This window comes from Pedobacter sp. MC2016-05 (assembly GCF_026239735.1).
Classification (GTDB): domain Bacteria; phylum Bacteroidota; class Bacteroidia; order Sphingobacteriales; family Sphingobacteriaceae; genus Pedobacter.
In genome coordinates, this window is the sequence record NZ_JAPIVT010000014.1 from 41,696 (window position 1) to 62,815 (window position 21,120).

Annotated in this window: 19 protein-coding genes; 13 read left to right on the top strand and 6 right to left on the bottom strand. The window is 35.7% G+C overall.

What is annotated here, in order from left to right; translation table 11 throughout:
• The first annotated feature begins 2 nt into the window (after positions 1-2).
• Positions 3-3,494: a PKD domain-containing protein gene (locus OQZ33_RS16575; RefSeq protein WP_265800226.1), complete on the top strand. Its 3,492-nt coding sequence runs from the start codon at positions 3-5 to the stop codon at positions 3,492-3,494.
• A 3-nt stretch (positions 3,495-3,497) separates the two neighbouring features.
• A complete protein-coding gene (locus tag OQZ33_RS16580; protein ID WP_265800227.1) occupies positions 3,498-4,508 on the top strand; it encodes a type IX secretion system membrane protein PorP/SprF in 1,011 nt (336 codons plus the stop codon).
• A gap of 99 nt (positions 4,509-4,607) precedes the next feature.
• On the opposite strand, the gene rpoN is transcribed toward OQZ33_RS16580, so the two are convergent.
• Complete coding sequence (rpoN, locus tag OQZ33_RS16585; protein ID WP_056850328.1) at positions 4,608-6,080, bottom strand: RNA polymerase factor sigma-54; 1,473 nt, start codon at positions 6,078-6,080, stop codon at positions 4,608-4,610.
• A 161-nt stretch (positions 6,081-6,241) separates the two neighbouring features.
• Between rpoN and mscL the strand changes: the two genes are divergently transcribed.
• Positions 6,242-6,631: a large-conductance mechanosensitive channel protein MscL gene (gene mscL, locus OQZ33_RS16590; protein WP_265800228.1), complete on the top strand. Its 390-nt coding sequence runs from the start codon at positions 6,242-6,244 to the stop codon at positions 6,629-6,631.
• A 36-nt stretch (positions 6,632-6,667) separates the two neighbouring features.
• Here mscL and OQZ33_RS16595 read toward each other — a convergent pair whose 3' ends face one another.
• On the bottom strand, positions 6,668-7,540 hold the full coding sequence (locus tag OQZ33_RS16595) for a ChaN family lipoprotein (RefSeq protein WP_265800229.1): 873 nt from the start codon (positions 7,538-7,540) through the stop codon (positions 6,668-6,670).
• 131 nt (positions 7,541-7,671) lie between these two features.
• On the opposite strand from OQZ33_RS16595, the gene OQZ33_RS16600 reads away from it, so the two are divergent.
• From OQZ33_RS16600 to tsaB, 7 genes are all read left to right on the top strand, one after another.
• The gene (locus OQZ33_RS16600) at positions 7,672-8,442 is read left to right on the top strand and encodes a LiaF transmembrane domain-containing protein (protein WP_265800230.1); all 771 of its coding nucleotides are present in this window, start codon (positions 7,672-7,674) and stop codon (positions 8,440-8,442) included.
• Positions 8,443-8,518: 76 nt separating this feature from the next.
• On the top strand, positions 8,519-9,580 hold the full coding sequence (locus OQZ33_RS16605; protein ID WP_265800231.1) for a sensor histidine kinase: 1,062 nt from the start codon (positions 8,519-8,521) through the stop codon (positions 9,578-9,580).
• On the top strand, positions 9,558-10,292 hold the full coding sequence (locus tag OQZ33_RS16610) for a LytR/AlgR family response regulator transcription factor (protein WP_265800232.1): 735 nt from the start codon (positions 9,558-9,560) through the stop codon (positions 10,290-10,292). The genes OQZ33_RS16605 and OQZ33_RS16610 overlap by 23 nt, the downstream gene beginning before the upstream one ends.
• Before the next feature lie 1,059 nt (positions 10,293-11,351).
• Positions 11,352-11,510, top strand: a complete 159-nt coding sequence (gene rpmH, locus OQZ33_RS16615; RefSeq protein ID WP_010601723.1) for a 50S ribosomal protein L34 — start codon at positions 11,352-11,354, stop codon at positions 11,508-11,510.
• A gap of 66 nt (positions 11,511-11,576) precedes the next feature.
• Positions 11,577-11,972, top strand: a complete 396-nt coding sequence (locus tag OQZ33_RS16620) for a ribonuclease P protein component (protein ID WP_265800233.1) — start codon at positions 11,577-11,579, stop codon at positions 11,970-11,972.
• Complete coding sequence (gene yidD, locus OQZ33_RS16625) at positions 11,959-12,189, top strand: membrane protein insertion efficiency factor YidD (RefSeq protein WP_265800234.1); 231 nt, start codon at positions 11,959-11,961, stop codon at positions 12,187-12,189. Before OQZ33_RS16620 ends, yidD begins: the two co-directional genes overlap by 14 nt.
• Before the next feature lie 150 nt (positions 12,190-12,339).
• Positions 12,340-13,026 (top strand): tRNA (adenosine(37)-N6)-threonylcarbamoyltransferase complex dimerization subunit type 1 TsaB, encoded by a 687-nt coding sequence (gene tsaB / locus OQZ33_RS16630; RefSeq protein WP_265800235.1) that lies wholly within the window; start codon positions 12,340-12,342, stop codon positions 13,024-13,026.
• Position 13,027: 1 nt separating this feature from the next.
• Here tsaB and OQZ33_RS16635 read toward each other — a convergent pair whose 3' ends face one another.
• Complete coding sequence (locus tag OQZ33_RS16635) at positions 13,028-14,440, bottom strand: DUF5723 family protein (protein ID WP_265800237.1); 1,413 nt, start codon at positions 14,438-14,440, stop codon at positions 13,028-13,030.
• Between the two features lie 31 nt (positions 14,441-14,471).
• A complete protein-coding gene (locus tag OQZ33_RS16640) occupies positions 14,472-16,040 on the bottom strand; it encodes a hypothetical protein (protein ID WP_265800239.1) in 1,569 nt (522 codons plus the stop codon).
• A gap of 88 nt (positions 16,041-16,128) precedes the next feature.
• Between OQZ33_RS16640 and OQZ33_RS16645 the strand changes: the two genes are divergently transcribed.
• Both OQZ33_RS16645 and priA read left to right on the top strand, forming a co-directional pair.
• A complete protein-coding gene (locus OQZ33_RS16645) occupies positions 16,129-16,515 on the top strand; it encodes a DUF423 domain-containing protein (protein WP_265800240.1) in 387 nt (128 codons plus the stop codon).
• Positions 16,515-18,995, top strand: a complete 2,481-nt coding sequence (gene priA / locus OQZ33_RS16650) for a replication restart helicase PriA (RefSeq protein ID WP_265800241.1) — start codon at positions 16,515-16,517, stop codon at positions 18,993-18,995. Before OQZ33_RS16645 ends, priA begins: the two co-directional genes overlap by 1 nt.
• Here the strand turns inward: priA and OQZ33_RS16655 are convergent.
• Positions 18,992-19,672, bottom strand: coding sequence for a hypothetical protein (locus OQZ33_RS16655; protein ID WP_265800242.1), 681 nt, complete (start codon positions 19,670-19,672; stop codon positions 18,992-18,994). The genes priA and OQZ33_RS16655 overlap by 4 nt on opposite strands.
• 181 nt (positions 19,673-19,853) lie before the next feature.
• Here OQZ33_RS16655 and OQZ33_RS16660 point away from each other — a divergent pair, with 181 nt between their 5' ends.
• On the top strand, positions 19,854-20,510 hold the full coding sequence (locus tag OQZ33_RS16660) for a protein-L-isoaspartate(D-aspartate) O-methyltransferase (RefSeq protein WP_265800243.1): 657 nt from the start codon (positions 19,854-19,856) through the stop codon (positions 20,508-20,510).
• Positions 20,511-20,559: 49 nt separating this feature from the next.
• Here the strand turns inward: OQZ33_RS16660 and smpB are convergent, their stop codons facing one another.
• Positions 20,560-21,009: an SsrA-binding protein gene (smpB, locus tag OQZ33_RS16665; protein ID WP_056850421.1), complete on the bottom strand. Its 450-nt coding sequence runs from the start codon at positions 21,007-21,009 to the stop codon at positions 20,560-20,562.
• Positions 21,010-21,120: the final 111 nt, after the last annotated feature.

The following is a 21,120-nucleotide window of genomic DNA, read 5'->3' on the forward strand; positions in this document are numbered from 1 at the left end:
CAATGAAGCGAGCTGGATTATTAGCTTTACTAATATTTTTATTGGTTTCAATGCGCTCTCGTGCTCAAAACGTTTCCAACGAAGGGACAGATTTTTGGGCAGTTTTCCCCACGCATGTACCTAGCCAAAATAGCTTAGCTAACATTACGGTTTTTGTAACTTCCAAATTCAATACAGAGGTTACGGTTAGTTGCGGCACATGGTCGTTAAAAAAAACAATTCCAGTCAACCAAGCTATACGATTTGATGTACCTAGAGCGTCGGCGTATATCGAAGAATCAGAATCAAATACAGTTTTATTAGATAGGGCAATACGCATTCGAGTAACCGATGGTTTACCCAAAGTTTCTGCATATACCCACATCTGGGGAAGAGCTAGATCAGCTGCTTCGTTGATACTTCCATTTGAAACACTTGGCCAAACCTATTATTCCATGAACTACACTCAATCTGAAGGGGGAAAAAATTACTTGGCCATCGTAGCTGCAGAAGATAATACAAGTGTTATTATTCATGAGAAAGGTGGCAGTACTTTACCAGTTACTTTAGCCAAAGCAGGCGATGTATACGAATACATCACCGGTACGGGAGATTTAACCGGAGTTTATGTAGAAACAGATAAAATAAAATCATCTTGCAAACGATTTGCTGCTTTTTCTGGCTCATCTGCAATTGTAATAGGCCCCTGTACCGGTTCTCAAGATCCACTATATCAACAACTTTATCCAACGGCAAGCTGGGGAAGAAACTATGGCGTTGTTCCACTCAAAGATAGGCGGTACATCTTAAGGATTTTGGCTCAAGAAGACAATACAAAATTCACTTTAGATGGTACTTCTATTACTTTAAATAAAGGCGAATTCTATGAAAGTGGCATTTTAACCCAATCTACATTTATCTCTGCCGATAAACTAATTAGTGTTGCACAATATTCACTTACTCAAAATTGTTCTTCAGCTTTGGGTAACGCTATCATTGGCGATCCGGAAATGGTTATTCTTAATCCAGTTGAATTCAGCATTAAAACAGTTACTGTTTTTTCATCCGACTTGGAATCAATAGTGGATAAGTACATCAACGTTCTAATTAGAACAAATAAAGTAAGCAGCTTTAAAATTAATGGAGTAGCGCCAGCAGCATCATGGAGTACACTTATTGGCAATTCTACTTATTCGTTTGCTCAGATTCCTGTTATAGAAAGTAGTTTAACGTTGACCGCTGATGACGGATTTAATGCAATTGCGTATGGATTTGGTAATGCCGAATCATATTCCTATTCAGCAGGGACTAATTTATCATCAAACAATTATTTAACGGTTATTGATGAAACCCGAAATGAGGAAAGTCCTAATGGTTGCATTGGCCAAACTGTTGATTTTAAGGTCAATTTGCCTTATGAACCAGATCGTATCACCTGGACTTTGGAAGGTGGGGTGCCAGAAACAGTTCTAAATCCTGAACCAGATAAAAAAATTGTAAACGGACAAACTAGTTATGTGTACAGATATCCCGTAAATAAAACCTATACTCAAACCGGTGAATACCATTTAGAAGTGGTTTCGCATGTACCAACGAATGCGAATAATTGTATCACAGGCGATATTACCACCAACTATGTTTTTAATATTTACGATTTGCCTATTACCGATTTTGAAGCCAAGTTGACTGGTTGTGCTAATACTGAAGTTCAGTTTACTGATAAAAGTGATTCAAAAACAACCGATTTTTCGATTGTAAATTGGCTCTGGGATTTTAGAGATGGCACAACCTCAACCGATCAAAACCCAAAACATGCTTTTTTAAAGGAAGGTAAATACAAGGTTTTATTAATGGTAAAATCTGGAACAGGCTGTTATTCTGAACCCGTTGAAAAAGAAATAGAAATTTACCCACGGCCAGTTTCAAATTTCAAATCTCCTGCTGAAACTTGCACCAATACCGAATTTACAATTCAAGACTTATCAGAGATAAGCAATGATATATCTGTAAATACCATTCAAAGCTGGGCCTGGAATTTTGATGACGGAACAGCAATTTCAACTGATCAAAATCCAAAACATAGCTATACTAAAATAGGAAAGTATACCATTTCACTGGTAACAACCTCGTCGAATAATTGCGTAAGCGAAGCAAAGAAATGGGAAATCAATGTTACAGAACTACCAAAAGCAGGTTTTAAAATGCCAGATATCTGTTTGAAAGATGCTGTTGCTAATTTTACCAATACAGCAGTAAATATAGAGGGTACGGCTGACGGATTAACTTATAAATGGGATTTCGGAGACAAATATTTATCGGCAGCTCATTTGGTAAAAAACACATCAAGTGCGAAAGATGGTTCACATACTTACACTGTAGCCGATAATTACGATGTTACCCTGACCATAACTAACACTACTGGATGTACTGATATTGTCAAACAACAGTTTACCGTAAACGGATCTGTCCCCAAGGCCAACTTTGAACCCTTGATTACTAATAATTATTGCAGCAATACGGTAATTTCAATTAAAAATACATCAACGGTAGATTTTGGAAAGGTAACCAAGATTGAAGTTTATAAAGATTTAGATAATCAGCCAGAGAGCATGGAAACTTTTAATTTTCCAATACCAGATCAAATAGATTTGAATTATGCGCCTTTTGGCTCTCCGCTAACTAAAAATGTTCAAATTAAAGTAGTTGCCTATTCGGGGGGGCAATGTTCTGATTTTATCATTAAAACCATTACTTTGAACGCATCACCAACAATAACAGTTGATGAAATTTTGCCTGTGTGTGAGAATGATGGTAGTGTTGTTATCAATCAATTTAATGAAACCACCGGAATTTCAGGTATTGGAGTTTATAGCAGTGATGGAAATGGTTTAAAGCCTGATGGAACGTTTAATCCTAAACTGGCTGGGCTTGGGCCTCACAATATCACCTATACTTTCACAGCAGATAATGGTTGTAGTGCTACGGTTACAAAATCAATTTTTGTAAATAAATCACCAGTGGTTGATGGCGGCTCAATTATTTATATCTTAGCAGGAGGAGAAATACAAATTCCTGCTGTAGCAACAGGCGAAGGATTGAAATATGAGTGGTTACCGGCTACAGGGTTGAATAATAACAAAATCATGAATCCAATTGCCTCACCAGAAAAAGATATTGACTATACATTAACTGTGACTACCAGCCCGGAGCAATGCACTACAGTACTACGGGTATCGGTAAAGGTTTTACAGGCTGTTAATCCTCCAAGTAGTTTCACTCCAAATGGTGATGGAATTAATGATGTATGGAATATCAAGTATTTAGAAAGTTACCCAAAGGCAACTGTACAAGTGTTTAACCGGAATGGGAGCCGAATATTTTTTAGTGCTGGATATAGAACCCCATTTGATGGGAATTATCAAAATGAACAACTTCCGGTCGGTGTTTATTACTACATCATAAATCCACGAAATGGAAGAAAAAACGTTACCGGACCGCTCACAATAATCAGATAAATTTTGAAAAAGTACATCCTCATATTTGCCTTACTTGTTTCTACCAAAGCTTTTTCACAGCAAAAGCCGCAATACACCCAGTACATTTTTAACCAATATTTGCTCAATCCGGCACTTTCGGGGATAGAAAATTATATTGATTTTAAAGCAGGTTATCGGAAACAGTGGGCTGGAATTAACGATGCGCCACAAACCTCTTTCATATCAGCACATTGGGCGTTGGGCGATAATCAATTGTGGAGTAATGCGCTAACTTCATTTCCCGAAGAAACAGGCAATCCAATGGATCGGAATTACATGCAGAATTATACTTCGTCACCTCCACATCATGGCATGGGTGTTACCGCCGTTTTGGATAAAACAGGCCCGATAAAGAGATTGGATGCCAATGTTACTTACGCCTATCATTTGCAGTTGAGCAATAATTTTAATTTATCTGCAGGTGTTGCAGCAGGTTTATCTAGTATTTCGTTAGATATAAATGCATTGACATTCGAAAATCCTTATGAACCATCACTCAATAGAGCAATAACCAACCAACTACGTCCAGATTTAAGCGTTGGCGTTTGGTTATATGGTGCAAGAATATTTGCAGGAGTATCGGCTCAACAAATATTGTCTCAAAAATTAAGTTTTTCAGGAGATGAAGCCTATAATCAAGGAAAGGCAGTTCCGCATTTCTTCGGTACAGTGGGATATAAATTCTTTCTTGATGATGAAATTGCTGCAATTCCTTCCGTTATGGTTAAATATGTGCAGCCAGCGCCAGTATCGGTAGATGTAAATATGAAAATAGCCTTTAAAGACAAGTTGTGGCTTGGGGGAAGTTATCGTAAGGACGATTCATTTTCGGCAATGGCCGGTTTCAATATTGGTAAGATGTTGAATTTGACCTACTCTTACGATTTTACCACTTCAGATTTGAATCAGGTAAGCAATGGCAGTCATGAAATTGTTTTGGGATTACTACTCAACAACATTTATAAAGTACCTTCTTATATCCGAATGTGGTAAAGCAGTACTTATGTAATTTCTTTTTAAATGGATAGCCAAACTGATAACCAGAAACTGAATACTGATGGATACCACCTGAAAACTGAAAATTGCCGCGTACTAAAGTTCCTTTCTTAACCTCGCCACCGGAATATTCATTTGCTCTCTGTATTTAGCAACAGTTCTACGGGCGATGTTATAACCTCTTTCTTTTAAAATATCGGTCAATTTCTCGTCGGCAAGAGGCTTGCGTTTATCTTCATTTCCAATACAATCTTCCAGTATTTTTTTTACTTCTTTGTTCGATACCTCTTCTCCATTTTCTGTCTGAATGGCTTCTGAGAAAAAAGATTTTAATAAAAAGGTACCAAATTCAGTTTGCACATACTTCGAATTGGCTACACGAGATACGGTAGAAATATCCATGTCAATTTTATCAGCAATATCTTTTAAAATCATTGGACGCATTTTGCGCTCATCAGCTGTTAAAAAATACTCGTACTGATAATGCATAATTGCATTCATCGTTTTTAACAAAGTTTGTTGCCTTTGTTTAATGGCATCGATAAACCACTTAGCTGAATCTAATTTTTGCTTCACAAACTGCACAGCTTCTTTAAGTTTTTTATCTTTTGATGAAGCTTTGTCGTAATGCTCAAACATTTCCTGATAAGAGCGGCTTACTTTTAACTCAGGTGCATTTTTGGAGTTCAGCGTTAAAATTAAGATTCCATCATTATTACTAATATGAAAATCCGGAATGATTTGCATTTGTTTGGTTGTTACCTGATTTGCATCACCTGGTTTTGGATTTAAACGCAAAATCTCGTTAACTACCTCTTTAAGTTCTTCGCTATCTAGTCCTAAGCTTTTTTCGAGTTTGTCGTAATGTTTTCTCGTGAATTCGTCCAAATAGTTTTCTACAACATTCATTGCTTTAACTATTATCGGATTATTTGGGTCTTTCCTTTTTAATTGAATGAGTAAACATTCTTTCAAGTCTCTTGCGCCAATGCCTGGAGGGTCGAAACTCTGAATAAGTTTTAACATTTCCAATACATCCTCTTCCTCAACCATTACATTTTGAGAAAAAGCCAAATCGTCAATCATAGAACCCAATGGGCGACGTAAATAGCCATCATCATCCAAACTTCCGATAATTTGCTTACCGATAATAAAATCCTGGTCTGATAGAGGAATAAGATCTAATTGCTCTTGTAAACTTTCAAAGAAGGTGCTTTCAATAGCGATTGGAGTTTCTTTTTTCTCTTCGTCATCATCACCATTGTTGTAATTTGTACTATAATCGTTGGTATTGTCATCTTGCAGATAATCATCTACATTAAACTCATCCATGCTGGTATCTTCAGATGGTCCATCGAAGTCTTCAGGGCTGTCGTTTAAGTCATCATATTCGCTTTTAGGCTCATCCTGTGTCATCAAACTAGGATCTTCTAAAGCAGGATTATCTTCTAATTCTTCTTTTACACGCGTATCTAAAGCAACCGTTGGCACCTGTAACAACTTTATAAACTGAATTTGTTGGGGTGATAACTTTTGTAATAATTTTTGTTGTAGATGTTGCTTTAGCATATTTTGTATTCAGGATTGCAGCAAAAATAAACAAATCATTTCAGATATTCTTTCGAATTAATGTAAATGCTTTTGAATGTTTGGTTTAATTGTTTGCTAAACATTTGGATTCAGTTGAATGTTTGCTATTTTCGTATATAAATCATCTAAGCTTAAAAATTATGGGTTTTGTTAAAGAATTTAAAGACTTCGCGGTTAAAGGGAACGTGCTTGACCTAGCTGTCGGTGTTATCATCGGTGCTGCATTTGGAAAAATTGTAAGCTCACTAGTGGAGGATATTATTACGCCATCAGTGCTGGGCCCGGCATTAAAAGCAGCAGGATTAGAAGATTTAAGCCAACTCACTATTGCGGGTACAGCAATAAAGTACGGAAATTTTCTATCGCAAGTAATTACGTTTATTATTGTGGCTTTGGTGTTATTTGTGATTATTAAAGGTGCCAATAACCTCAAAAAAAAGGAAGTTGCGGCTCCTGCAGCTCCATTACCACCAACAAAAGAAGAAGTTCTTTTAGCTGAAATAAGGGATTTGCTTAAAGCAAAAGCATAAAAAAACAAAGATCTGCTCAATGGTAAATCTTTGTTTTTAAAAACTTCTTTTCACTTTCGGATCCGTGATTACAATATAATCGCCAAGGTTTCGATGTTTTTCCCACTTCGGATTCTCAAAATTTTCATCACTGAATGAAGAAATATTAAGAATTTTTAGCGTTGGAGCATATTTTTGAAGTTTGGCCAATGTTCCAAGCTTTTCATCGCTATGAAATCGGCCATTTAGTTGTAGAATTTTAATTCCTTTATTTGCTTTCGCAAACTTAGCGATTGACCAAGCCATGGTAGCATCCCAAAAATTTTGAGTCTGATAGACTTTTATCAAACCCATGCTATGCCCTCCCAATAGTTCAGTGAATTTTTCCAGATATCTTCCGGTAGCCGTATCAATAGGGAGAGGTGCCAAATTGTTTAGGGATGATTTAGGAAAGCCACTTAAAACAGTCAACCCATTTTTGGTCACTGCATTGCTATAGCGAGTGGCGGCGTTGCCGGCAATTACAGCAAGCTTGTTTTTTTTGGCATATTCAACTAAGGGTTTATAGTCTTTGTAGTTTGACCACGCCCTTCCTTCTTTAATGAAATTCTTTTCTGATATTAAGTCGGCTAGATATTCATCTACTATGGGTTGAATATCGGTATGGAACATTTCTAAACTAAGAGCGGTTTTTTTAGGGAATTGTTCAGCTAATTTTTTGAAAATAATAAATTCCAAAATATGCCCTATTGAATCGTTATGCTCTTCTCCAAAAAATAAAACATCAGCCTTATGCATGTCGGTAATTACTTCATCTAAAGAAATTACTTTTTGCTTTTTAACATCATAAACTTTATAGTGTGATATTAAATCTTGGGCAAATACATCATAATTGAAAATAATGAAGCTTATAAATAGTAAATATTTCATGTGCTCAAAATAAGAAAATATTTTTCGCCGATGAAATGATACCACTTACCGCCATTCTGCGCATGCTGAAGAAAACAACAGTTGTTAACTTTTAATTTATAAATACTTTTGAATATTAAATAAATGAAAACATGGAAAATGTAAATGAAAATAATCACATCAAAAACTCGGGTAGAGTTTGGAGTGGTTCCATCATATTAATCATTGGGCTAGCATTTTTACTAGATAATTTGGGTTTGAATATTCCAGGTTGGGTATTTAGCTTTTGGACATTTCTAATTGCGCTTGGGGTGTTTATTGGTGTAAGAAAAAATTTTAGGGGCGTTTGGTGGCTTGTTCTTATTTTATTTGGCGTATACCAAACGGTAGATGACATGGGCTTCGATTTCGATATATCTAAATACGCCCTGGGAATAGGTTTAGTAATTGTTGGTGGCTTTTTAATTTTTAAACCAAAGGATACGCTAAAAAGGAAACAATCATTTAAAGGTGCACTTAAGAATCAGTTTGGTGTAAATGATGAGATAGATCTTGATGAAGAAGCAGATAAGAAAGCAAATAGAAATGACATAATTGATGTCGCAGCGGTTTTTGGGGGATCAAATCAAACCGTTTATTCTAAAAATTTTAAAGGAGGAGATGTTACTGCAGTTTTCGGCGGATCGGATATTATAATGACACAAGCTGACTTTACGGATTCTGCGGTGATTGATGTAACTGCAGTTTTTGGAGGTATCAAATTAATTGTGCCACCAAATTGGGCAATACAATCTAATGTTACAGCAATATTTGGTAGTGTAGAAGACAAGAGGGGGCACATGTTGCCGATAGATCAAATGCAGAAAACCTTAGTTTTAGATGGAACTGTACTTTTCGGGGGAATCGAAATCAAAAGTTTTTAAAACCATAATCAAAAGTAAATGATCAGAGATTTTCTGGTCGTTTACTTCGTTTATCATTACCTAAACAAATAACGCTTTGACAACTAGACCTCTATCCATCCCACAAATTCAAAAAACCTCTGCAGCTATAGCTGTCGCTTGGTTTATTCTATGTGCTGTTGGCCTACATTATGTGGTGAATTTTTCTTGGTTAATTTCATTTGCAGATAGCTTTTTGAGTAATTTCTTACTGGTGATGGCCTGCATTGCCATAAGTAATATGCTGGGCTACTATCAGCCAAAAAACGAACGAATATTGTATGTGCTCATCATTACATTGGCGCTTACGTTCGTAATTATTTATGCTGCAAAATATGCGATGCTATACATATTTCCAGATTTTAAGGAGTATTTGGATTTTTATAATTTTTCTTTTGCCTTCCGTGGTTTAATTTCCTTTATGTGTTTGGGCTGGTGTGCATTGGCCAATATTTTATGGTACAGACTGGAGGAACAATCGGAAACACACGAAAGGCTTTCGGCGGCAAAAAGTTTGGCAAAAGAAGCCGAGCTAAACAAGCTTCGTCACCAATTGCAACCCCATTTTTTGTTCAATAGTTTAAATTCGGTATTTGCGCTTACAATGGTAAACCCTAAAGAGGCAGGTGTAATGATTACCAAGTTAGCTTCTTTTCTTCGGGGAACCTTAAAACGAGATGACGAATTGTGGGTATCTGTAGAAGAAGAAATGGAATATATCCAGCTTTACCTTGACATTGAAAAGGTACGTTTTAGCCATCGCTTAAATATTGAGGTAAATGTAGCTGACGATACTTTGAATTTATGTCTGCCGGGAACTTTACTACAGCCGATTGTAGAAAATGCCATTAAGTTTGGTTTGTACAATACATCTGCCGGTATAACTATCAAGGTTGATGTAACAGTTGATCGTAATATTCTGGAGCTGCGGGTGCAAAATCCTTTCGATCCGGAGATGAAAGCCGCAGGAGGAACTGGCTTCGGTTTAACGGCTATTAAACGTAGATTATATTTGTTATTTGCAAATCCGCATTTGCTGCAAACCGAAATTGAGGCAAATAATTTATATATTACCACTCTAAAAATCCCACAAAAAAATGATCAGAACGATATTAATTGATGATGAACCTTTAGCGAGAGATATTGTTAAATTTTATCTTACCGATCATCCTGAAATTGAAGTTGTTGCTGAATGTTGCGATGGTTTCGAGGGATTAAAAGCCATCACTTTACATAAGCCCGATTTAATATTTCTTGATATTCAAATGCCAAAAATTAGTGGCTTCGAAATGCTGGAATTGGTTGAAGATAAGCCCGCTGTAATTTTTACAACTGCTTTTGATGAATATGCCATTAAAGCTTTTGAAGTTAATGCCGTTGATTATTTACTCAAACCAATTGATAAGGCACGTTTTGATGCTGCCATCAAAAAGCTGCCTTCCAGATTAAATCAAACAGAAAATACGGAAGCTGTTTTGGATGCCGCTGCTTTGAGTCCTGCACAAAATAATAGAGTAGTAGTTAAAAAGGATGGCGTAATTAAAATTATTCCAACTGGAGATATCAATTACCTTGAGGCTGATGATGATTATGTTAAGTTAAGTACAGCAGACGGTGTTTTCTATAAAAATAAAACGATGGCTTACTTTGAGCAAACTCTTGATCCAGGCCAATTTATCCGTATTCATCGCTCTTATATTATTAACCTTGCTCAGGTTACAAAAATCGAATTAAAGGAGAAAGATAGTTACGTGGTGCTGCTCAAATCAGATATCTGGCTGCCAGTGAGTAAAACTGGATACATAAAATTGAAAGCAGCGTTGGGCTTGTAATCTCGGATCTCTTTATGTTTATCGCTGTGGTAATTTTCAGGCTGGATAAACAATAGTTTTTGGAAAGCAATCACATCGTAACACATATCGTTAGTCCTGTTTTTAGTTTCAATCTTTTTGCGAATGGCAGCTTAGAATAGGTTTTTGGGTGTACCAAAAAGGATTTCCACTACAACCAGGTTTAGTTGGCATGGCTTTTAATTCTCTTTAAGATTGTTTCAGATGAACTATAAACAAGAGATGTTCCTATGGAACGAACAAACAATCCTTCATATATTTTTTCTACCGATGAGTCGTCCTTACGGGACGGTAAGCAACTTTTCTTGCGGTGTTGAGCTAGGCAGTGTTTTAGAATGAAACCTCGAATACTTTGTTTCAATTTGGTCGATTTTTGTTGCACTTAAGATTGTCGATTTTGCACACAAAACCTTCCTAAGGAACGAAAAATGAAACGTTTCATAGATTTTTTCTACGGTTGAGTCGTCGCTACGTTACGGGGGGGACATTTTTCTTGCGGTGTACAGCTAAGCTGTATTTTTACATAAAACCCCGAATGCTTTTTTTTTTAATTTGGTCGATCTTTGTTGCGCTTAAGATTGTCGATTATGGGTACAAAACGTTTCTACTGGATGAAAGAAGCAAACTGTTCATAGATTTTTTCTATCGATGATTTTTTCCAATGAGATGAGAAATAATTTTCTCGGAGTGTTTTGAAAAATGATATTTTTATACCGAGAGCTAATTTACTACCGTCCAGTAGGGCGCCTCCTCGGTAGCAAAAATTGTTTTGCAATCGTTTCGTTCCGTAGGAACGTTTTATGAATTATCGCGTGTAGGATATCATTACATTATTGTAGTGGCCAATATAAAATAAACCCGACCGAAGCGAAATGCCGGCTTTTTCTGCCGGCAGAAGCGGGGGCGGGACTGAATTTTAAAAAGAATTACTACATTTGCTTTTCAAATAAAAAATAAAACTAAACAGACTTGCATTTATAGAGAAATCGCTTTATATTTGCACCTCTTAATTTTGAAATTATAATAAGATAATATACAGTCATGAAAAGAACATACCAACCTTCGCAAAGAAAGAGAAGAAACAAACACGGCTTCCGCGAAAGAATGGCAACAGCTAACGGCAGACGAGTATTAGCATCACGTCGTGCTAAAGGAAGAAAAAGATTAACAGTTTCTGACGAACGCAAGCATAAAGCATAATTTTTGATTGCTTTTCCGATTAATCGGAATCGGCAGATCAAAATCTGCAATTATCAATCAAAATATATGTACACATTCAGAAAAGAAGAACGGTTATGCAGCAGAAAACATTTAGATCTGCTGTTTAAAAAAGGTTCTTCTTTTTTATTATATCCTTTTCGTATTTCTTACCTGTTTATTAATGAAGCTGCTCATGTTCCGGCGCAGGTAGTAATTAATGTTCCTAAAAAGAGATATAAACGAGCTGTAGATCGCAACCTGCTCAAGCGCCGCATTCGCGAGGCTTACCGACTAAATAAACAAGAAGAGTTTTACAGTCAATTACCTGATGATAGAGGATTATTGCTTTTTTCCATCCAATTTGTGGGGAAGGAGAAGTATGAATTTATTTTTATTCAAAAAAAATTGGTGTCAACTTTTAAGCGCTTTAAAACTTTAATTCAGCCAAATGAAGTTCATTAATAATATATTTGGTTCGCTTTTTTTGGGGTTGATAAGGATTTACCAATATGCCATTTCGCCTACGCTTGGCGCAAATTGTAGGTTTACCCCAACTTGCTCGCAATATGGGATTGAGGCTATTCGGAAATTTGGCCCATTTAAAGGTGGCTGGATGGCCTTAAAGCGTATAGGTCGCTGCCATCCATGGGGCGCACATGGACACGACCCTGTTCCGTAACTTTTAGTTATCAATTGCGAGTTATGGCTTGCGAGTTACCAGTTTGAATGCAAAAACATTGAGAATCGTGGATTTTGATGCAGAAAAAAACAAAAAAATCAACTTATTAAACCTTCGGAGAAAACAATTTAAACCCATAACTCATGTAACATGGCTAAAATATTTCAAATAGAAACAGCTACACAGGCTTGTTCTGTAGCTTTATCGATTGATGGGGTAACAGTTTCTACCAAAGAAGAGATTGGTCAAAACTTGCACGCCAGTAACCTTACTTTATTTATTGATGAGGTGATTAAGTCTTCTCACTTCACTTATAATGATTTAGACGCCATTGCGGTTAGCAAAGGCCCAGGATCTTATACGGGTTTGAGGATAGGCGTGTCTACAGCAAAAGGGCTCTGTTATGCATTAGATAAGCCATTGATTGCTGTTGAAACGCTAGAAATGATGGCTAATGGTTTTATGACTGAAAACCCGACATACGCTGGACTAATTTGCCCTATGATTGACGCCCGAAGAATGGAAGTTTACAGCGCTGTTTTTGATAGCAATTTGAATGTTTTGGAGCCAACCTCTGCTAAAATAATCGATGAAAATAGTTATTCAGAATTGCTCCAGAAAAATGAAATTACTTTTTTAGGAGATGGAGCTGCAAAATGTAAGGAAACTTTAAATCATCAAAATGCGATTTTCAACGATAATAATTTTAACTCTGCAAAGTATATTTCGGGTTTAGCATACCAGGCATTTCAAGCGCAAAATTTTGAAGACGTAGCGTATTTCGAACCTTTTTATTTAAAAGACTTCGTAGTTACGCAACCAAAAAAGAAAGTTTAGGTTACTTCCGTTTAAAAATTGAAAATAGATTTTTAAAGAAACTGCCCCCTTCATTGTCATTTATACCAGGCATCACATCGCTGAACTGGGGGTGATTGACAACATTTCCAAATTTAATCCCTATACCCATATATACTGAAGCGCCGACTCCGTTAGTAGAAGATCCGGTACTTCCATTGCTGGATATTATGCCCTTAGTAGTATAGGCAGTAGAAACTAAATTGTCTGATCCAAGAAAAATTTCGAAGTTTGGCGTTTGATATTTACCTTGTAAACCAACCATAAAAATATTGTTAAGGTTGTAAAGTGGCGTAACACTTCCAGAGAAATTTTTATAATTAAAGGTGTTAACCAAAGCAATATCTCCACCCTTGTAAAAAAGACTTTTCGACACAATAAACGAAGGTTTGTAGAAGCCATATATTTTTGAAACATATAGATCAATCTTTGCATTTGTTGGAGCAAGGAATTTTTTGCTTTCCTGAGCCTCAGTAAATATATCGGTAATGCTATTATTAATGTTGTTTCGATTTGCAAAAGTATTTATCGTAATATTCGATGAGTTGACGATTGTTTCTTGAGTACTTTTTCTCCACCAAATAAAACCCAAATCTTTAATGTTTGCCATCAACATTAAACCTTTTTTTGAGGTATAATTCGTTCCAAAGCTCAACGATAATCCAGGATTTTTGAATGGAAGCAATGTTTTTTTTCTGAGTTCTCTTCCCTCTGTAAAATTACTTCTATAGTTGGCTGCCAACCCTAAATTGAGGGTGTTTGATTCTGGGTCTGAATATAAATACGAATCAGTGATATCGATTTTATTGTACAAAATACCACTTAATAAACTAGCTTTTAAACCAAAGGCTAATCGCTTATTGTAATTTTCGCGGTAGCTTATACTAAATTGATGATAAGATTGTTGGTATCCGGATGAATTGAAAATTCCACGTAACGGAGTATTGATTGGAAATTTATTGGGAGAATTAAAAATTGCAAGCGTTTCATTGGTGTAATCAATTTGCGCATCAGAACGAATTTGCCACGCCAGGCCGATTTCTTTTTGGTATTTGTATGAATGAAATAACCTGAAAGTGGCAACATAAATACTGCTGTTTTGGTAAAAGTGGTTTACATCACCATTCAATAGGGGTAAGTCTTCCGTATCAAGATATCCGGTTTGAGCAAGTCTCCTGATTACGTTATTTGCTTCACCCTTGTTTGCCGCATTAATGCCGAAATAGGGCATGAAAAAATTAGAGGAGAATTTGCGAGAGGAATCTAATGTGAACGATTTCTGAGAAGGATTCTCGAAAGCATCGAACATAGTTTTCGTGCCAAAAAGGGCGTATTGCTGAGCGTTTGCAGCCTTAAAACTAGCAACTATAAGTAAAGCAAGTAAAAATTTCTTCATAAATCTATTGGTTTTCAGGCTGGTTTTCTTATTAACGGATACTAAGTGAATCTGGTATTGGTTGTTGTACATATTTGTTTAATAGTACATTAGAGATGAATTTATTCTTATCGGCTATCAGTTGGTAGCAGAATGTATCGAAAGTTTTAAGGCCACTATCTGCCCTAAAATGTTTGTAGTATTTTGATGAAATATTATCTCTCAAAATATTCTCAGATTTTCGAAGATCTACATAATAGCTAATATTCGAAGTAGTAGAGATTTGATTCATGGCATCCATGTAAATAGGATTCTGGATCATTAACCTATTGTTTTTATAGCTGTTTAAAAAGGATGCTATTGTACTTGCATTGTTAGCCACAATTAAATAATTATCGATAATGGCATAAAATGGTTTATTAAAATTTTTAAATGCGTCTCCAAAATATACTTGAAGAATGTTTGCAGACTTAAAAACTTTAATTTCATCACTATAATCTGTACTTACGTCAAATAATAATTGTTTCACTTTCTCTCCATTAGTAAGTTGTATTGCCCCCAGTTTTTCACTGGTACTTAATTGAAATGTTGCAAATTGATTTTTAGCATACAATGGAAATATTAAATTTAAATCTGTTCTATAATCATTTTTAATTGAACTAATCGTTTGGTCTGCCTGGGTAATTTGATTGGCTTTAATCTGTAGAGCTTTTAGGTTTTTAAACCAGGTTTTATAATCATCAAATGCGTAGATCGCATAATTTGCCGTATTATCAGGTAAGATATTTTGAATATTTGTAGCCTGCGCTGCGCTTTGTTCAAATAATTTGAGGTAGCTAGAATCATCTTTTAACGTAGTGCTGCCGTTAAAAAGAATACGCTCTTTGCTAAAATTGTAACTTAAAGAGGCAAATGCATTTTGCTTATTTAAAACTTCAATACTTCCATTTAATTTACCAATCAAAATGTTCTTTAGCACCAGTGGTATATGATTAAAGTTGATATAGATTTGTGCCAAGGCACTTCTGCTAACAGCATTATTCCCTTTTATATAATCAGTGAAAGGATTTTCAGCTAATCGAATAGCAGCATCATTGATAAGTTTTAGCGAGGTTGACAGCGTTATTACTCTATCATTGAGATTTGCGTAAGCAGAAACACTATCTTTAAGCTTCAAGGAATATTGCCCGTTCTGTAATGGGGTAATGTAGTTTTTCGATTTGATTACCTGATTAAATTTATTCAGGTCTTCATCTGCCTTAAGTTGAACAGTGATTAAAAAATTAAGGTTTTTATTGGAGTCTGGAAGTACGCTAACATAAATATACTGATCTTGAAAAAATTTATTTAGCGCATTATCGTTAATAATTAAATCCTTAAGCTGAATCAGTAATTGAATTTTATCTTCGCCTAATACCTGCTGAATAAGGTTTTGCGCTTTAATAATTTCATAAAATCCCTTATCATTTTGAAATGAAAATACTATTGCAGCATTATTCGTGGCAGATTGCAATGCTAAATCTTTTGCATTATTTTCATTGCCCAATTTTGAGAAATATAGATATGCCATCCCTGCAATACCCAAAAATAATGCAATGGCTAAAATGATAATTTTTTTCATGTGCGTGCAACAAATTTAATTTATTACATTGATTACAGCGAAGTTCTATGTCATTTTATTAATTTAGCGATTGCTTCAAGCAATAACTATGAATAAACGAATTATACTTACTGCTTCTTTTTTTGGCGTAGTGGCTGTTTTACTTGGCGCTTTCGGTGCTCATGGTTTAAAGGCCGTAATAGATCAACCCTCAATAGAAATTTGGCAGAAAGGGGTAGAATATCAATTTTATCACACCTTTGCGCTTTTGTACCTTTCAACTTTTGCCAGATATAGAAACAAGTTAATCAACATTGCCTATTTCTGTTTTACATTCGGAATTGTTCTCTTCTCGGGATCTTTGTACTTGTTGGCAACCCGAAGTATGTTAAAGTTGGATTTTGTCAATCTAATAGGCCCAATCACGCCTATTGGTGGTCTTTTGTTTGTTTTAGGTTGGATAATGCTGTTCTTCGCTGCATTTAAAGATAAATAATGGATAGCTTTGGAAACGATATTTTTGCAGAAAGAGAAACACTTTTTGTTGAAGTTATCTTGCCTTTGTCTTTGGCAATAAACTATACCTATAGGGTACCATTTGATTTAAATGATCAGGTTGCGATTGGGAAAAGAGTTGTTGTTCAGTTTGGTAAGCATAAAATATACACCGCTTTAATCAGTGCCATTTCTAAGAATCCTCCCGGAGTTTATGAGGCGAAATATATAATCGATATAATTGACAGTGAGCCGGTAGTAACCCCCACCCAACTAAAGTTTTGGAGTTGGATGACGAATTATTATATGTGTAATGAAGGAGATGTGATGTCTGCGGCGTTACCCGCTAGTTTGAAACTTGCCAGCGAAACCATACTCGTTCTTCGCGATGATTTTACGGATGAGATTGTACTTACCGAAAAAGAGGAGATAATTATTTCGGCGCTAAAAAAGCAAGCAAAACTGACAGTAAATGATGTTTCAAAATTGTTAGGTCAAAAAACAATTTATCCAATCATAAATCATTTATTAGAAAAAGAGCTAATTCTGGTGGCAGAAGAAGTGGTGCAAAAGTACAAACCTCTTTTGAAATCGTTTGTGACTTTAAATGAGTTCTATACGGATGAAGAGAATTTAAAGGAACTTTTTAACGTTCTTGAGAAAGCACCAAAACAACTTGATGCTTTACTTGCCTATCTGAAACTGCAAAAATTAAATCTTCCAATCTCTAAAGAACAGCTTTTAGAAGAGAGCAACTGTGGTGTAAGTGCCTTAAAATCACTAACAGATAAAGAGATTTTTATAGTGATGAAACGTCCTGTAAGTAGGTTAGCTAATCATGATGAAGAGTTTAGTGTCAATTTTCAATTAAATACCGGACAACAGACCGCTTTAAATCTGATCAATCAATCGTTCGAAGAAAAGGATGTTGTTTTACTTCACGGAGTAACTGCTTCGGGGAAAACACAGGTTTATATTAAATTAATTGAAGAAATTATTCAAAACACTGATGGACAAGTTCTATTCTTATTACCTGAAATTGCTTTAACCACTCAAATAGTTGAGCGTATTAAGCGTTATTTTGGAAATGCAATTGGCGTTTATCATTCGAAATTTAATAATAGCGAAAGGGTTGAAATTTGGAATAAGGTAAGGACAGGCGCATATAAGGTAATACTTGGAGCAAGGTCAGCCGTATTTCTACCATTTCAACACTTAAAATTAATTGTGGTAGATGAAGAGCATGAGCCATCTTACAAACAATATGATCCCGCTCCTAGATATCAGGCGAGAGATGCCTCGATTTATCTCGCTCATTTGCATCAGGCTAAGGTTATTTTGGGCTCTGCAACTCCATCACTAGAAAGTTACTATAATGCGCTGCAAGGAAAGTATGGGTTAGTTGAGATGAAGGATCGCTTTGGCGGTGTGCAATTACCCAATCAGCAGGTGGTTAGTATTGCTGAGGAAACCAAGCGTAAAACCATGGTTTCATACTTCTCTAGCGTATTAATTAAAGATATTGATCTTGCCTTATCAAAAAAGGAGCAAATTGTTCTTTTTCAAAATAGAAGAGGCTACGCAACCATTTTAATTTGTGCAACCTGTGGCTATACTCCAAAATGTGTGAATTGCGATGTAAGCTTAACCTATCATAAAAGTAGTGGTAAACTGCATTGCCACTATTGCGGTTTTCAACAGAGCAGCGTTAATATTTGTCCGGCATGTGGCTCTGTTCACGTAGAGCAGAAAGGCTTTGGAACGGAGCGTATCGAAGAGGAGCTAAAATTACTGTATCCAGATATTACTATTGCCCGTTTGGATATGGACAGCACACGGACAAAAAATGGTTTGCAACAAATTTTAACCGATTTCCAGGAAAAGAAAACGGATATTCTGATCGGTACGCAGATGGTTGCTAAAGGCTTAGATTTCGATAATTTAAATTTGATTGGCGTTATTAACGCAGATACACTTTTGGGTTATCCAGATTTTAGGGCTTATGAACGTAGTTTTCAGCTGTTAGCGCAGGTTGCAGGAAGGGCTGGGAGACGAGCTGACCAAGGAAATGTTTGCATTCAAACTTACGATGCCGATAATCGGATTATTAAACAAGTTGTTAATAACGATTACGAAGGCATGTACAATGATGAAATAGCAGAGCGTGATAAATTTCTATATCCGCCATTTTCTCGGATGATATTTCTTTACGTCAAACATAAAGATTCTCATGTATTAGATCATGCAGCACTAACATTGGCAAATATTCTTAAAGCTAAATTCGGTAAACGTGTATTAGGACCGGAGCAGCCATTAATCAGCCGTGTACGTAATCTGTACATCAAACAAATTATCATTAAAGCCGACAAGCATACCGCCATTCAAAAAGTTAAAGATGCGCTTCGTGAAACACTAACGCAATTCAATGCTACTAAAGATTTTAAAGGCGTTTTTACTCAAATTGATGTAGATCCGTACTAATTTTTACTATTAAAATTAAATTGAATACCTGCAGAAACGGGGTTTAATAGAAATTCCCATTTGTTAAATGTAGTTACAGTTCTATCTGCAACATTTATAGGCGTTCTATCTTGTTTTTCGTAAGAATAATAGAAATCTAAGCTACTTTCGGCGAAGATTGATAGATAGGGTATAATGTTGACCTTAAAGCCTAAAGTGGGCGTAATAACTAATCCGTTTTTTGTAGCATCTGCTGATTGATTCGTGGTTCCTATTGAGCCATTTGTAGGCGTTAATGTACCTGTAAAACGGTTTGATCTGTATCCTAGATCGAATGCAAAATAGGGTTGAATTCTTGAATAGTTGAAGTTTTTTTCAAATCCAATCTTGAATGAGTAATCTGTTACTTTTCCACTAGCTATTTCGCAGGTTTCGCAAGTATTTTGAAAACGAACCATCGGATCGCGAAAATAATTCCCACTTATTCTATAGCTAATTTGATTGTCGTTAAATTTCAAAATTGCACCATTGCCGTACATTTTGGTGTAATCCTGAGTGTTTGTTTGGTTTAAAATTTTGGGCAGCTGCATTAAACTAAAACCTCTAGCGGCTATGGAGTAGTTAAAGTCCGCTCCAGTTTGAGCGAAGCTTGAAAATGAAATACACGCAACAAAAACACTAAGTATAATTTTTTTCATAAAGAAGAAGGCAATTCAATTTGTAATTGGACTCAAAAGTAAAGATAATTCCTTAATACACACAATTGATGCATTTGCTTTGTCAAAAGACAAAGATTTTAGTTTTGATTTACTGTAAGTTATATTAATGTTGATTTCTTTATCTTGTATCACCGCTTGAAAAAGCTAATTTTGAGACTTCATGGCCTATAAATTTGTTGATAATTACCGAGAGCGTGGCGCGAGAAAGAAGTTGGTTGAACTCCTAAAATCTCGCGGAATTGAAGATGAAAATGTACTAAAAGCAATTGGCAAAGTACCACGTCATTTCTTTTTTGATGAGACTTTCTGGAATCAGGCTTACAAAGATATTGCCTTCCCAATTGGTGATGGACAGACCATTTCGCAGCCCTACACTGTTGCCTATCAAAGTGAGTTGTTACACATTAAAAAAGGTGATAAAGTTTTAGAAATCGGAACTGGTTCCGGATATCAAACATGTATTTTAATGGAACTTGGTGCAAATGTTTTTACCATCGAAAGACAAGAGAACATTTATAACCGAACCATTCAGGTATTGCCTGGCATGGGCTACAGACCAACATTTTACTGTGGAGATGGTTCAAAGGGAATTGCAAAACATGCTCCTTACGATAAAATAATTGTTACCGCTGGTGCCCCGCTTGTTCCAGAGATTTTATTGAAACAATTGAAAATTGGAGGTATTTTAGTTATCCCTGTTGGAGATGAAAGCACGCAAAAAATGGTTACCGTTATTAGAGTAAGTGAAACGGATTATGATAAAATAATATTAGATACGTTTAGATTTGTGCCTTTGGTGGGCGATCAGGCATGGTAATAGTTAGCAATTTTCAGTTCAAACTGAACTGAAAATTGCTAACTATAGACTATCTTTTCAATGCTCTATCTAACTCACGTTTAGTATCTCTATCCTTAATGCTATCACGTTTATCAAATTCCTTTTTACCTTGGGCCAACGCAATTTCCATTTTAGCGAAACCTCTTTCGTTAATGAAAATCCTTAAAGGCACTATGGTATAACCCTTTTCTTCACCCTTAAGACGAAGTTTTCTGATTTCCTTTTTTTGAAGTAGTAATGCTCTATCTCTTTTTATATCATGATGATAAAAGGAGCTATGACTATATTCAGAAACATGAAGGTTTCGAACATACAAAATTCCGCCTATGAACATGCAAAACGCATCGGTCATATTGGCTTTACCTTGTCTAATGGCTTTTATTTCTGTTCCCAAAAGTGCAATACCTGCCACATATTTATCAAGTAAATTATAGTCAAAGTATGCTCTTTTATTTTTTATATTGATATCGTTTTTCAAACTATTTGTATTTCTGGGTAGATTTGCTTCTACATTTAAAAACAGCAAAATGCTGGGTTGCAAATATCTTAAAATTTGATGTTATAATTTCGTTTTTATTTATTTCGTTGT